At 58.5% G+C, this 13,447-nt stretch carries 15 protein-coding genes; 11 read left to right on the top strand and 4 right to left on the bottom strand.

What is annotated here, in order from left to right:
* Positions 1–37 precede the first annotated feature (37 nt).
* The 3 genes from NIT7645_RS08110 to NIT7645_RS08100 all read left to right on the top strand — a co-directional run bounded on the left by NIT7645_RS08110 (position 38) and on the right by NIT7645_RS08100 (position 1,555).
* Positions 38–484, top strand: a complete 447-nt coding sequence (locus NIT7645_RS08110) for a DUF411 domain-containing protein (RefSeq protein ID WP_043847208.1) — start codon at positions 38–40, stop codon at positions 482–484.
* A 97-nt stretch (positions 485–581) separates the two neighbouring features.
* Complete coding sequence (locus NIT7645_RS08105; protein WP_050672448.1) at positions 582–1,124, top strand: hypothetical protein; 543 nt, start codon at positions 582–584, stop codon at positions 1,122–1,124.
* Between the two features lie 119 nt (positions 1,125–1,243).
* Positions 1,244–1,555, top strand: coding sequence for a DUF2933 domain-containing protein (locus NIT7645_RS08100; RefSeq protein ID WP_037953520.1), 312 nt, complete (start codon positions 1,244–1,246; stop codon positions 1,553–1,555).
* Positions 1,556–1,835: 280 nt separating this feature from the next.
* On the opposite strand, the gene ccmI is transcribed toward NIT7645_RS08100, so the two are convergent.
* From ccmI to NIT7645_RS08080, 4 genes are read right to left on the bottom strand one after another with little or no spacing between them, the layout of a single operon-like run.
* Positions 1,836–2,993, bottom strand: a complete 1,158-nt coding sequence (gene ccmI, locus NIT7645_RS08095) for a c-type cytochrome biogenesis protein CcmI (protein WP_043847209.1) — start codon at positions 2,991–2,993, stop codon at positions 1,836–1,838.
* Positions 2,990–3,460, bottom strand: a complete 471-nt coding sequence (locus tag NIT7645_RS08090; protein WP_009824475.1) for a cytochrome c-type biogenesis protein — start codon at positions 3,458–3,460, stop codon at positions 2,990–2,992. Before NIT7645_RS08090 ends, ccmI begins: the two co-directional genes overlap by 4 nt.
* Positions 3,457–4,023, bottom strand: coding sequence for a DsbE family thiol:disulfide interchange protein (locus NIT7645_RS08085; RefSeq protein ID WP_009824474.1), 567 nt, complete (start codon positions 4,021–4,023; stop codon positions 3,457–3,459). Before NIT7645_RS08085 ends, NIT7645_RS08090 begins: the two co-directional genes overlap by 4 nt.
* A 2-nt stretch (positions 4,024–4,025) precedes the next feature.
* The gene (locus NIT7645_RS08080) at positions 4,026–6,026 is read right to left on the bottom strand and encodes a heme lyase CcmF/NrfE family subunit (protein ID WP_043847210.1); all 2,001 of its coding nucleotides are present in this window, start codon (positions 6,024–6,026) and stop codon (positions 4,026–4,028) included.
* 196 nt (positions 6,027–6,222) lie between these two features.
* On the opposite strand from NIT7645_RS08080, the gene NIT7645_RS08075 reads away from it, so the two are divergent.
* The 8 genes from NIT7645_RS08075 to NIT7645_RS08045 all read left to right on the top strand — a co-directional run bounded on the left by NIT7645_RS08075 (position 6,223) and on the right by NIT7645_RS08045 (position 13,379).
* Entirely contained in the window at positions 6,223–6,768 is a 546-nt protein-coding gene (locus NIT7645_RS08075; RefSeq protein WP_043847211.1) for an EF-hand domain-containing protein, read from the top strand.
* A gap of 39 nt (positions 6,769–6,807) precedes the next feature.
* Positions 6,808–7,275: a rhodanese-like domain-containing protein gene (locus tag NIT7645_RS08070; protein ID WP_043847215.1), complete on the top strand. Its 468-nt coding sequence runs from the start codon at positions 6,808–6,810 to the stop codon at positions 7,273–7,275.
* A gap of 1 nt (position 7,276) precedes the next feature.
* Positions 7,277–8,728 (top strand): multicopper oxidase family protein, encoded by a 1,452-nt coding sequence (locus NIT7645_RS08065; protein WP_043847217.1) that lies wholly within the window; start codon positions 7,277–7,279, stop codon positions 8,726–8,728.
* A 70-nt stretch (positions 8,729–8,798) separates the two neighbouring features.
* Positions 8,799–8,942 carry a hypothetical protein gene (locus tag NIT7645_RS19505; RefSeq protein ID WP_009824469.1) on the top strand — a complete coding sequence of 48 codons (144 nt, stop codon included), beginning with the start codon at positions 8,799–8,801 and terminating at the stop codon, positions 8,940–8,942.
* On the top strand, positions 8,932–9,606 hold the full coding sequence (locus NIT7645_RS08060; RefSeq protein WP_043847219.1) for a TVP38/TMEM64 family protein: 675 nt from the start codon (positions 8,932–8,934) through the stop codon (positions 9,604–9,606). Before NIT7645_RS19505 ends, NIT7645_RS08060 begins: the two co-directional genes overlap by 11 nt.
* 87 nt (positions 9,607–9,693) lie before the next feature.
* Positions 9,694–10,251 (top strand): ubiquinol-cytochrome c reductase iron-sulfur subunit, encoded by a 558-nt coding sequence (petA, locus tag NIT7645_RS19205; protein WP_009824465.1) that lies wholly within the window; start codon positions 9,694–9,696, stop codon positions 10,249–10,251.
* A 121-nt stretch (positions 10,252–10,372) separates the two neighbouring features.
* Positions 10,373–12,718, top strand: a complete 2,346-nt coding sequence (locus tag NIT7645_RS08050) for a heavy metal translocating P-type ATPase (protein WP_043847221.1) — start codon at positions 10,373–10,375, stop codon at positions 12,716–12,718.
* 85 nt (positions 12,719–12,803) lie between these two features.
* A complete protein-coding gene (locus tag NIT7645_RS08045; protein ID WP_306316142.1) occupies positions 12,804–13,379 on the top strand; it encodes a cation diffusion facilitator family transporter in 576 nt (191 codons plus the stop codon).
* The last annotated feature ends 68 nt before the right edge of the window (positions 13,380–13,447 follow it).

Raw genomic sequence — 13,447 nt, 5'->3', positions numbered from 1 at the left:
GAGCAACTATTTAAGGAAGAACATCGAGGAGTTTTAAGTGAACCGACGTGAATTTGGCCTTACGGCACTCAGCCTGGCCTTGGCCGGGCCTGCTTTGTCGCAAACCGCCGCACCCACGTTGCAGGTGACAAAGACACCGACCTGCGGCTGCTGCGGCGCTTGGGTAAATGAGATGATCGCTGCCGGTTTCAAGGCATCGGTCGAGGACGTGGATTACGACACGCTTCAGGTTCTGAAGCAGAAACACGGCATCGCGCCGGAACTGGCAGGATGTCACACTACGTCCGTGGGCGGATATTTCGTCGAGGGTCACGTGCCTGCGGCTGACATCGGGCGGTTGCTGAGCGAAAAACCTGTCGCGCGCGGACTGACAGCACCGGGAATGCCCATGGGTTCGCCCGGCATGGGCCCCCAAGGTGATCCCTATGATGTGCTGCTTGTACTGATGGATGGGTCGACGCAAGTCTTCGCAACCCACGGCTGACGTGTTTGCCCGCGATACGTTCCGACAAAGTTTTTCGCCGACCTTACCATTCGGCAGATTTTGTTGGAACGTATCCGTTCTGAGCTTGGCAAGCATATTGCCGTTCCTGCTTGTCTACATCCTCGCAACGCCTGGTTTTGCGACGCTGCTGCTGACGAATGGGACCGCGCTCTCGCGCTTCCTCCGGCAGGTCTTTACCAATGGGTTTGTGGTCGTTTTCCTCGTGAATTACTTGGGGTTCGTTTCCGCATCGGTCGCGCTGAAGCAGTACCAGCATCGGCCGATTGTTTACCTGGTTTTAGATGGCCTGCTGCGGAGTGTCGCATTCATTGGGGTTCACATTGCCGTCTATGTGATGTCGGCCGATCTGTTCGGCTCGTTCAACGGCAGCCGTGCAACAGCTTTGAGCGTGGTCGGACCAACGCTCGAGCGGTCGTTCATGTTTGGGAACATCTCGGGCGTATATCTCTATGCCCTGGCGCCCGGCACCTTCATCGCGCTTCTGGTGGTTCTGACAGAACCTTCTGGCGAGGCATCGAAGCCTACCATGTTCAGGACAATGAGCATGGCCTTGCTGTTCAGCCTGACCCCGATCCCCCTCGTCACATTCCTGTCCTATGCGTTGGATCTGGCAACCTGACGGGCCAACTTGGTCAACGACCCGCAGGCTGTCATCTGATCAAATTGTATCCGAATGTACCCTTGACCTTGCCTCACTGGAATGTCGCAGAAGAACACGAGCATATTCTGGAGAGCTACATGTCTGACAATCAAAGTCAAAAATCCACCGGTTCATCGAAACTGATGCAGTATGGTATGATGGCCTGTTGTGCCGTTATGTTGTTTCCAGTCGCCGCATTCTTTATTGCAGGCGGCACGATCGCGGGTCTGTGGGGCAACGTCGGCCTTTTTGCGCCGCTCGCACTTTGTCTTGGTGCGCATGTCGTCATGCACAGGATGATGGGAAAGTCGTGTCACGGGTCAAGAGTTGAACAGGCGAACGAGGCGACTGTGGATGCAGAATTTGAAGATGGCCAAGCTCCCGAACGAGAACTGGTACGCGCCCGCTAGAACGCGGCTGACAATCGGAATTCCGATTGCAGGTATTCTGGCCCTCGGCGGTTGTGCCCAGTCGGCCTCGGGCAAGCTTTGCCCACTTGAGCCCCCTTCCGTGACACGGGATGCGGCACACGACGTCATGCTTCCCGTAGGATGTCGCTTGGTCGGTCAGTCTGAAGGTACTACCCACGAAATAGTCTGTGACGACGGCCGGACCGGATGGGCTTTCGATTAAGCGCCAAACCTTGATCCTGCCTCACATTCACCTGCACAGCGACGGTCGCCCACGCCACTACGGGCGCAACCGTTCCAACGCGCTTTGCACGGCTTGACGGCGCGGGTCATCTCCCGGCACCTCCGACAACAGGATTTCAGCGTGTTCAAACGCCGCGATTGCCGGCGCGGTATCACCCAGAACCGAATAGGCATTGCCAAGCCGCATCCATCCATCAAGATCGTCAGGCTCATCTTCCAGCCGCGTGGCCAGCCGTTCGACCATCGAGCGGATGAAATCCTGTCGTTCCTCCACACTCATGTCCTGCGCGTTTTCGATGTCTTCCTGTGTCGGGCCGGACGCACTGGTCTTCGGGGCATAGTCGGCCAGCGAGATCGGAGCCTTGCCGATCTTCGCGCCAATCCGGTTGGCTTCGCCAACAAAGCTTTCCATCCACGGGAAAAACCTATCCGCATCGTCCAGCCGGGCCACCAGCGTTTCGTGAGCCCGAGCCTCATCGCCCTTCTGCTCGAGCGAGACTGCCTTGAAAAAGGCAGCACCGGGATTGGAAGGATCCAGTTCGTACGCCCGATCAATCGCGGTGTCCGCTTCAGGTGTCACCACACCTTGCTCTGCGTAGATCAGAACCTCGGCCAACATGGAGAAGACGGCGGAATCGGCCTCCGGTCGTTGTGCGACAACTCTATATGCATCGGCTGCATCCGCATACCGGCCCATTTTCGAATAGGTTTGCCCCAGCAGCATCCAGCCTTCCGAAGGCCCGCCTTCGGGGTCTGAACTGAGCCGGACGTACAGACGATCTGTCAATTCGGCGATTTCCGCCGCTTCCTGCCGTTCAGTGGCACGTTCGGCAAAGGCGACACCTGGGATCTCTGGCGAGCCCATTGCGGAGTAATATCCAAAAGCGAAGACCGGCACGAACACTGCGCTCAGAACGACCATCAAGCGGCCCCCTGCCGCCGGTTTCCCATCTGACAGAACGGACCGGCGCGACTGCACGAGGATCCGTCTCTTGATCTCCTGCTCCGCCGCCGTGGCCTCGGTGTCGGAAATGACACCGCGCTCAAGATCCCGCCGAACCTCATCCAACTGATCCATGAGGACCGCATCCGTGGCGTCAGCCGGGACGGGTGTCCGCGACGACCGATGGCGCAGCGGCAGGCCCATGAAAAGCAGACCTACAACGGATAACAGGGCGAAAACCAACCAGATCATGAACCGTCCTTTGAAGCGTTCTCTTCAATGAAACGCGCAATTTCCGCTTTTTCGTCATCGGAAAATCCCGTTGCGGCAGCCCTGCGCCGGCTTCTCGAAATGACGGTCCAGCCGACAAGCAGCGAAACAAGCGCAAACACGAAGGGCGCCATCCAGAGCGCGAGAGTGGCGCGATTCAGGGGCGGGCGCATCAGGACATAATCGCCATACCGGGCGTGGATGTACGCGATGACCTCCTTGTCGCTGTCACCGGCAACAAGCCTTTCGCGCACCAGTATGCGCAGGTCCCGCGCAACCCCGGCGTTGGAGCTGTCGATGTCCTGATTCTGGCAGACAACGCAGCGCAGTTCCCGTGATATTTCACGGGCGCGTTGCTCCAGTACAGGATCCTGCAACATCTCGTCTGGCTCGACCGCCAAGGCCGTCACCGGAAGCAGCAGGAGGAAAGCAAATGCGATATACCTCATCCGTTCTGGCCCCTTGCTAACGCGCCAGCCTGGATCAATGCTTCCCTGAATGTGGAAATCGCCGTTTCGCCCACGACGGGGCCGACATATCTGAACAACACCGTCCCGTCAGAGCCGACAATGAATGTTTCAGGTACGCCCGAAAGGCCCCATTCAATCCCCACTCTGCCGCTCAGATCAGACCCGATCCTTTCGTAGGGATTGCCAAGCTCAGCAAGCCATTTAGTCGCATCCTCCGGCTTGTCCTTGTAATTGATCCCGAACAACGTCAGCCCGTCCTTTTCGACCATCTGGGTCAGAACCCCGTGTTCGGCCCGGCAGGGCACGCACCACGAGGCAAACACGTTCACGATGACCGGTCGCGGGTTCCCGACCAGATCGGCGCGGGAAAGCCCTGGCGTCTCCAACCCGTCGACAGCGGCCAGATCGAATTCGGGTGCCGGCTGCGAGATCAGAACCGAAGGAATGTTGTTCGGGTCCCGGTCCGGGTTCAAGCCCCACAGAAAAAACCCCCCGAAAATGGCCGCGATTGCCAGCGGAATGAATGCCAGTATACGTCCCATGCCTACTCCGCAGGAAGTGCTGCGGGCGCTGTCGCCTTGCGACGGGGTGCCCCGACGCGCAACCGCCGGTCAGACAGCGAAAGACCCCCACCAAGCACAAGCATCGCCGATCCGATCCAGATAAAGTTGACCAGAGGTTCATACAGGATGCGCAGGGTCCAAGCCCCTTGCGTGCTCTCGTCCTCGGCGGCCGGATTTGCGATGGACGCATAGAGATCACCGGCCATTGTCGATCTGATGGCGCTCTCTGTGGTGGTGGTTTGCGCGACCGGATAGGTACGCCGCTCCGGGAAGAGATCGGTGACATAGTTCCCCTCCCGGGCCACACGAAGCGTGCCACGATCCGCGAAGTAATTTGGCCCACGCACACGTTCGGCCCCCTCAAAGGTGACATCGAACCCACCAATGCTGACCTCTGTACCGGGCCGGACAAAGATGATTTCCTCGGATTTCCAGACCGTCGAGCCGATAAATCCGAACATCGCCATCGCGAGCCCCGCATGAGCCAGTGTCATCCCATGAGAGGATCTGGGCAGGTTGCGTGCACGGCGCACCGATTCCGGGAACGGTGCCTCAAACAGCTTTATGCGCATCGCCCATTCCCGCAGGGTTGAGAAAAACAGCCAGAATGCAAGCATCAGCGACAGATACCCCAACACCGGACCGCCCTCGGCGAGATACCAGGTCACCAATGTCGCGAGCACGGCCAGAACGACCACGAAACGCAACCGCTGCAGAACGCCCGCCAGATCGGCACGTTTCCAGGACAGGTAAGGCCCCAGCCCCATCGCAAAGACGAGCGGCAGCATCACGGGAATAAAGGACGCATTGAAGAAGGGCGGCCCCACCGACAGTTTTTCACCGCCCGTCGCGGCTTCGTAGAAGAGCGGGTACAAGGTGCCGAACAGCACAATGCCGGTGGCCGTGGCCAGCAGCAGGTTGTTCACCAATAGCCCCGCTTCCCGGCTGATCGGCTTAAACAGGCCGCCGGGCTCCATTGTCGGCGCGCGCCAGGCAAACAGAGCAAGGGAACCGCCGATCGAAACGGCCAGCAATCCAAGGATATAAAGTCCCCTTTCCGGGTCGACCGCGAATGCATGCACAGAGGTCAGCAGGCCCGATCGGACAATGAACGTGCCCAAGAGCGATAGGGAAAAAGTCAGGATCGCCAGAAGGATTGTCCAGCTTTTGAACGCATCCCGTTTCTCCGTCACGATTGCGGAATGCAGCAGTGCCGTGCCCATCAGCCATGGCATGAAACTGACGTTCTCAACGGGATCCCAGAACCACCAGCCGCCCCAGCCAAGCTCATAATAGGCCCACCAGGATCCCAGCGCGATGCCTGCGGTCAGGCTCATCCAGGCAGCCAGCGTCCACGGACGTACCCACCGTGCCCAGGCCGCGTCCACCCGCCCTTCGATCAGGGCGGCAACCGCGAACGAAAAGACAATCGAGAACCCGACATACCCGAAGTAGAGAAGCGGCGGGTGCATGGCGAGACCGACATCCTGCAATAATGGGTTGAGGTCCTGACCGTCGTCTGCCGGAGGGAAAACGCGGTCGAAGGGATTGGACGTCAGCAGCATGAAAGTCAGGAAACCGACACTGATCCAGGCCTGCACCGACAGCGTTCTTGCCTTCAGCGACAGAGGAATGTTCGATCCGAAGAGGGCGACCGCCGCACCAAACACCGTCAGGATAAGGGTCCACAGCAACAGGGATCCTTCGTGACTGCCCCAGGTGCCTGCCACCTTGAACAGCATCGGTTTGAGTGAATTGGAATTCTCCACCACGTTCTTGACCGTGAAGTCGCTTGTGACGAAGGCTTGCATCAGCGCCAGAAACGCGATGCCGACAAAGAAAACCTGACCGAACGAGGACCATCTGGCAGACTGCATCCACAGGATGTTTCCGCGCCCCGCACCGAGGATGGGCAGCACACTTTGAACAAGCGCCATGGCCAAGGCCAGTGCCAGCGCGAAATGACCGATTTCAGGTGTCAAAGGATCATCAGCCTCTTCAATGAATTCACTGGATCGACGTCTGCCTAGCAAATCGTCCGGCGAACTGTGAGTGGTTGCTTTGTCACCGTTTGTAACAGGATGCTGTGACAAATGATTACAAAACGGCCCGCGCTTGGCCTTTAATCAAAGCGCTATAACGCCAATGTATCTAGGGTAAGTCTGAAAGGAATGAGAAATGAAAAAACAAGAAATTATTGCGCTTGGCGTGGTGATCGCGGTTGGCATGGCGCAAACAGCATTTGCGGAATCCGACGGGGCTGCCGACAGCAAGCCTGACAGCGGGAATATGTCCGGCATGGCGATGGGCGATGGCGACAATCAGATGGGCATGATGGGCGGGGACATGATGCCGATGATGCGAAAAATGATGAAGATGCATGCCGCTATGATGGGTGGCCAGGGCAACATGATGGGAATGATGGATCGGGACATGATGTCGACAATGATGTCCGGTGGACAGCCTCATGAAATGGCCGCGCAGATGTCCGAAAAAATGCGGGAGTTCGATGCGAATTCCGATGGAGCGTTGACACTTGACGAGTTCGAAGCCTTGCATATGGACGCAATGCGCGCGCGCATGGTAGATCGCTTTCAGCATCTCGATGCGGACGGTAACGGCCAGATCTCTCAGGACGAGATGGAAGATGCCGGTACACGGATGAGCAAAATGAACGGTACTTCCACCGGAACGGACATGGAAGGTCATCATGACAGCGAATAAGGGTCAAGCCTGCGGCACTCAGCTTGATGGGGGCAAATTATGGCCTTCTTTCTGACGCGCCGCGGCGCAAGCCTTGCGATGTTGGCCAGTTCCGTTGCACCTTTCTCGGCTGTCGCCCAGACCGCCGAGGTCTGGTCGGCGGACATGGCAGCAGATGCGCTGCAACAGGACCTGATCCGGATGATCGACGTTCGGTCGCGACCGGAATGGACCGACACCGGCGTTGCCGACGGTACCTGGCCCATCAGCCTGCATGAGGACCGTTTCGCCGAGCGGCTTTTTGCCGCCCGGGAACGGGCCGAAGGGCGGCCTGTCGCGCTCATCTGTGCGACAGGCGGGCGGTCTGGCCGCGTCATGCGAAGTCTTCGGCAGGCTGGCTACAGCGGCTTTCTTGACGTATCCGAAGGCATGCTCGGTTCTGCCGCCGGACCGGGCTGGATCGCGGGCGGTTATCCGGTCGTCAGTGTCGATATGGCTCTGGCGGCGCTGCCAGAGGAATTGAGTTGAAGTGAAACTGTTGAACCGTCGAGAACTGTTGGGCCATGCCGCAGGCTTTGGGGCTGCATTTGCCCTGCCATCGGCTGCATTCGCGGCATCGGACAAGAGGCTCGCGTATCCTCCCCTTCTCGATGCGACGACATCCCGGCTTTTTCAGCTGGAAGCCCGCACGGGCGAGACCCGTTTTGACGACGGTGCCGCCAGCGAAACGTTCGGCTACAACCAGGGATACCTTGGCCCGACGATCCGGGTGCAGGCCGGGGTCGAGACACGGGCAGAGGTGCACAACACGCTTGGCGAGCCGATGTCGGCGCATTGGCACGGGTTGGTTGTTGCCGGTGAGTTCGATGGCGGACCACATCAGGCCATCGCACCGGGAGACACCTGGAAGCCGGTGCTGGACCTTGACCAGCCCCCGGCAACGGCCTGGTATCACAGCCACATTCACGGCGCGACGGCACGGCAGGTCATGCTGGGGCTGGCGGGTGTTCTGCAGGTGACGGATGACGCGGATGACGCCCGTGGATTGCCATCCGCCTACGGGGTCGATGATCTGACCCTTGTATTGCAGGACCGTCAGTTCAACTGGCGCGGACGCCTGAAATACGATCCCGGCATGCACCAGTCCATGAACGGGTTTCAGGGCGACACAATGGTTGTGAACGGTCAAATCGGCGCGTCGGCAGCGGTTCCGAAGGGGATCGTGCGGTGCCGTGTCGTCAACGGCTCGAATGCGCGGGTTTACCGCCTGTCCATGTCTGACAGCCGGTCGCTTCATCTCATCGCGACAGATGCCGGATTTCTGGATCGACCGATTGCGCTGAACCGCCTGACCCTTGCACCAGGAGAGCGCGCAGAAGTGCTTGTGGATTTCACAAGCGGGCGGGACAGTGTTTTGAAGTCCGACGATATCATTAATTCGGCCATGGGCGGAATGATGGGCGGCGGCGGTTCCGGCAGTCCATTCACCGTGCTGCCTTTCGCTGTCGACACAACCCTTCCGGTTCGCATCGACGCCCTGCCCGGCTCTCTGGACGGGCAGTTGCCTGATCTTGCGGTCAAGGACGCGCCAGTCCGACGTCTGTCACTGGATATGTCGATGGGCATGGGGATGATGTTCTCGCGGTCCGGTAACCGATTTTCGATCAACGGCGCGTCATACGATTCGGGAACGCTCAATTTTTCCACCAAACTCAACAGCATCGAGCGTTGGATTGTGCGTGGGGCCATGATGATGCACCCGTTCCATGTTCACGGCGTCCGGTTTCAGGTCCTGTCGGAAAACGGTACGGCACCGCGTGCAGAGAACAGGGGTTGGAAGGATACGGTACTGGTGGATGGTGAAGTGGAGCTTGCGATGAAATTCGAAAAACCTGCCTCAGCGGCTGCGCCCTACATGTATCACTGCCACATTCTGGAACACGAAGACGGCGGCATGATGGGGCAATTCAGTGTTGCTTAGCGCAGAAATCCCTTTACCCTCCGCTGACAGGAACCTTTAGGGGAATCCTATTCCTCGATAGAGGTTTGAGATGAAAACCGAATTGCACATCAAGCGGCTGACCCTCGCCGGCGGGCTGTTGATCGTCATCTCTGCGCCTATGCATTTCATCTTGCCCGAGCAAAGGCCAATTGTCTTCGCAGCTCTCTTTCTTTTGGTGCTCCATGCCGCTTAGCAAACCGCGCCTGCATCGGGTTGGGCTATGGTTGGTGGTTGCGCTTGGCGTACTTTTGATAGCCATATGGGCAATGGGATATGGCCCGGCGATAGCCCGCGAGACTATCGAGGTCTGGATAGAGCGGGCCGGCGCTTTGGGACCGTTGCTCATCATCGTGCTCATGATGGTTTCGATCGTGGCAAGCCCCATTCCAAGTGCACCGGTCGCACTGGTGGCAGGCGCGGCGTATGGTCATGTTGCCGGAGCTGTCTATGTCGCCATCGGGTCGGAACTGGGTGCACTCGTGGCATTCATCATCGCCCGCTATATCGGGCGCGACCACGTTGAGCGCTGGCTTGGGGATAAGGCCGGTTTCGGGTTATTGGGCTCTCAAAATCTGTTGATGTTGACGGTGTTCGCGTCTCGCCTCTTGCCCTTCATCTCGTTTGACGCAATGAGCTACGCTGCCGGTCTCAGCCGCCTGCGCCTTTGGCGGTTCCTGATCGCAACTCTGGCAGGCATTCTTCCAGCCAGTTTCCTGCTCGCGCATTTCGGAGCAGAGGCCATGTCGGGAGATTTCGGCACTGCTGAGTGGATCATCATCGGTCTTGGATTGATGACTGCCGCACCGTTGCTGGTCGCAGCGCTCTGGCGAACAAATCGGTCAACCAACGCTTCCTAAGTCTGAGTATGTCAGCAAAAATGAAAACCGTGATTGCCTACTTTACCATTGACCTTCCCCCACAGGAAGCTGCGACCGTGAATCGCTATGGATACACAAACACCACAACTCCGCCGGGATTTCCTGTACTACGCCACCGCCGGAACGGGCGCGGTTGCCGTAGGGGCTGCGGTCTGGCCATTGCTCAATCAGATGAACCCATCCGCCGATGTCCGCGCGCTGTCCCAGATCCGCGTCGATATCTCCGGTGTGGAACCCGGAACGCAATTGACTGTCAGTTTTCTCGGCAAGCCGGTGTTCATCCGGCACAGGACCGACGCGGAAATCGCGCAGGCCCGTTCGGAAGATGTGCTTTCCCTTCCTGATACCGTCGCCAGAAATCCCAACATATCCGGAGATGACCTGGCCACCGATGCAAACAGGGCAGTGGCGGGAAATGAGAATTTCTTGGTCATGATAGGCGTTTGCACGCATCTGGGATGTGTACCACTTGGTGACGGAGCCGGCGATTTTGGTGGTTGGTTCTGTCCCTGTCATGGCTCCCATTATGATACAGCAGGACGCATTCGAAAGGGTCCGGCACCGGAGAACCTGCATATTCCCACGATGTCCGTTTCGGAAGACATGATACTGACCCTGGGCTGACAGGAGCTTCGCGCATCGCGAAGGCCCATAAAATTCATACGCAGCGTTGTCGGAAGAGTCTTGACCCTCCAGTAACTGGAAGGGTTATGTGTTCAATTGTCTTGAAAACGGGAATTAGAAGATGGCCACGGACCAAGAACATCATCACGACATGACGCGCACCTCGACCGCATCAGACCCAGATACAGCGACCGACCCGGTGTGCGGCATGACCGTCGAGATAGACGAAGACACGCGCAGTGCCGAGTATGATGGAGAGGTCTTTCATTTCTGCTCGGAAAACTGCGAAACCAAGTTTGGCAAAGACCCATTTTACTATGCGTCGGGAAACGCCCAAAAGACACCAGCACATGGCGAGGCCGGTACGCAATGGACCTGCCCGATGCATCCGCAAATCCTGAAGGATGAGCCCGGGTCCTGTCCGATCTGCGGCATGGCGCTTGAACCGATGCTTCCATCGGACGAGCCGTCAGAAGAGTTGTCCGATTTCACAACACGCATGTGGATCAGCGCGGCAGCCGCCGTTCCGCTGGTTATCCTGACGATGGGTGAACTGGTCGGCCTACCTGTGCGGGAATGGATCGGACATCAGACGGCTGTCTACATCGAATTCGTCCTCGCAACCCCGATCATTCTCTGGGCGGCTCTTCCCTTCTTCAAAAGGGGGTGGGAATCGATCAGGAATATATCGCCGAACATGTGGACCCTGATCGCGCTTGGCGTCGGGGCTGCCTATATCTATTCGCTTGCCGCAACATTCCTGCCCGGCATTTTCCCCGAAGCGTATCGAAACGGCCAAAGCGTCGGGACATATTACGAAGCTGCGGTTGTGATCGTTGCGCTGATCTTTGTCGGTCAGGTGCTCGAGTTGCGCGCCCGCGAACGGACGGGTGATGCCATCCGTGCATTGCTCGATCTCGCACCAAAAACGGCGCGGCGGATCCTGCCGGACGGGACGGAATATGACGCACCTCTCGAACACATTGTTGAGGGTGACAGGTTGCGGGTACGCCCCGGCGACAGCATACCCGTCGATGCCGAGGTCCTCGAAGGGCATTCATCTATCGACGAAAGTATGATCACCGGAGAGCCGTTGCCGGTCGAGAAAACACAAGGCGACCGGGTCACAGGCGGCACGATCAACAAGAACGGCACATTGGCGATCCGGGCCACACAGGTCGGTGCGGACACGGTCCTGTCCCAGATCGTGGACATGGTGGCAGGTGCAAAGCGGTCGCGCGCGCCGATTCAGGGTCTGGCGGACCGGGTATCGTCCGTCTTTGTTCCGACGGTTGTCGTCATTGCGATCATATCCTTCGTTGTCTGGCTGTTCTTAGGGCCCGATCCCGCGCTCGCCTTCGCTGTTACTGCAGCCGTATCCGTTCTTATCATTGCTTGCCCCTGTGCCTTGGGCCTTGCGACGCCCATTTCGATCACAACGGCGGCGGGCCGCGGGGCACAGGCTGGCGTTCTGATCAAAGACGCCGAAGCACTGGAACGCATGGCGCGTGTCGATACCGTCATCGTTGACAAGACCGGAACACTCACCGAAGGGCGCCCCAAGCTGACAGACGTGGTGCCCACGGGGGACAAGGCTGAAAATGACCTGCTGACAATGGCTGCGGCCCTCGAACGGGGCTCCGAACATCCGCTGGCCGAAGCAATAGTCGAGGGTGCGCTGGCACGGGGGCTGACGCTTCCGAACGCAACGGAATTCGAAGCCGTGACTGGCAAGGGCGTGAAAGGCATGGTCGATGGCCAGGTCGTGGCACTTGGGAATCCCGCCATGATGGCAGAGATCAACGTTGACGCTTCGATTGCGGAATTTGCTGCGGACGACCTTCGTGAATCTGGAAAGACAGCAATGCTTGTGGCGATAGATGGCACTTTTGCCGGCATTGTCGCTGTTGCCGATCCCATCAAGGAGTCCACGGCAGACGCCATCGATGACCTTCATCGCCTCGGTCTCAGGGTCATAATGGCAACCGGTGACAATCAGAAAACCGCCGAAGCCGTCGCCGCAAAGCTGGGTATTGATGAAGTCCACGCAGGCGTCTTGCCCGAAGACAAGAAGGCATTGGTGGACTCCCTCAGACAAGAAGGGGCCCGGATCGCCATGGCAGGAGACGGCGTGAACGATGCCCCTGCCCTGGCGGCGGCTGATGTGGGCATTGCGATGGGCACCGGTGCCGACGTTGCCGTGGAAAGCGCAGGCATCACCCTTCTGGGTGGTGATCTTGTCGGCATCGTGCGTGCGCGCCGATTGGCAAAGGCAACGGTGCGAAACATCAAGCAGAACCTGTTTTTTGCCTTCGCCTACAATACCGCAGGTGTGCCCATCGCGGCTGGTATTCTCTACCCGTTTTTCGGCCTTCTTCTGTCGCCGATGATCGCCGCCGCCGCGATGAGCCTGTCTTCGGTCTCCGTCATTAGCAATGCACTGCGGCTGCGACGGGTACGGCTTTAGTCGCAAACTAAGGAGATAGATGATGGCAGGCGGACATCAGGGGCATATGCCGTCCGGCGGCAAGGGGCTGGCGATATCAGCCTAGTTGACCGGCATCTATTTTGTGATTGAACTGGCGATTGGCCTATGGACAGGGTCAATCGCGGTCATCTCCGACGCGTTCCATACCTTTTCGGCCGTGGGCGGTGTGCTGGTCGCCATTGTCGCGGCGCGTATGGCGTTGCGTCCGGCGGATGAAGAGCGGAGCTTTGGCTGGGCGCGCGCCGAAATCATCGGCGCCCTTGTGAATGGCGGCTTCTTGCTGGCCATGGCGGTTGTTGTCATCGCGATGGCTGCCATGCGCATGTCTGCGCCAATTGATCTTCCAACGGGTCCGATGCTGATTGCGGCTGCCGGGGGGCTCTTTACGGAGTTCATTTCGCTTGCGCTGATCTGGAAGCAAAGCAAGGAAGATCTGAACACGAAGGGAGCGTTCTGGCATATCATCCAGACCTTTGTTGGCAGTCTGTTGATCATCGTGACCGCCCTCGCAATCGAATTCACCGGGTTTCTGCTGATCGACCCGCTGCTTGGCATGGCGTTCGGGTTTGTCCTGCTATGGGCGAGGGGAGTGGACAAAACATGGGGGTCATCTTCGTCGTTGCGGCCCGTGCTAAGGTGAGTTCTTTGCGTGTGGGGCTGCCATGGACGTACGGATTACAATCGAAACTACCTTCGACAACGGGGAGA

Source organism: Phaeobacter italicus, from assembly GCF_001258055.1.
GTDB lineage: Bacteria > Pseudomonadota > Alphaproteobacteria > Rhodobacterales > Rhodobacteraceae > Phaeobacter > Phaeobacter italicus.
This window is presented reverse-complemented; position numbering and strand designations above follow the sequence as displayed.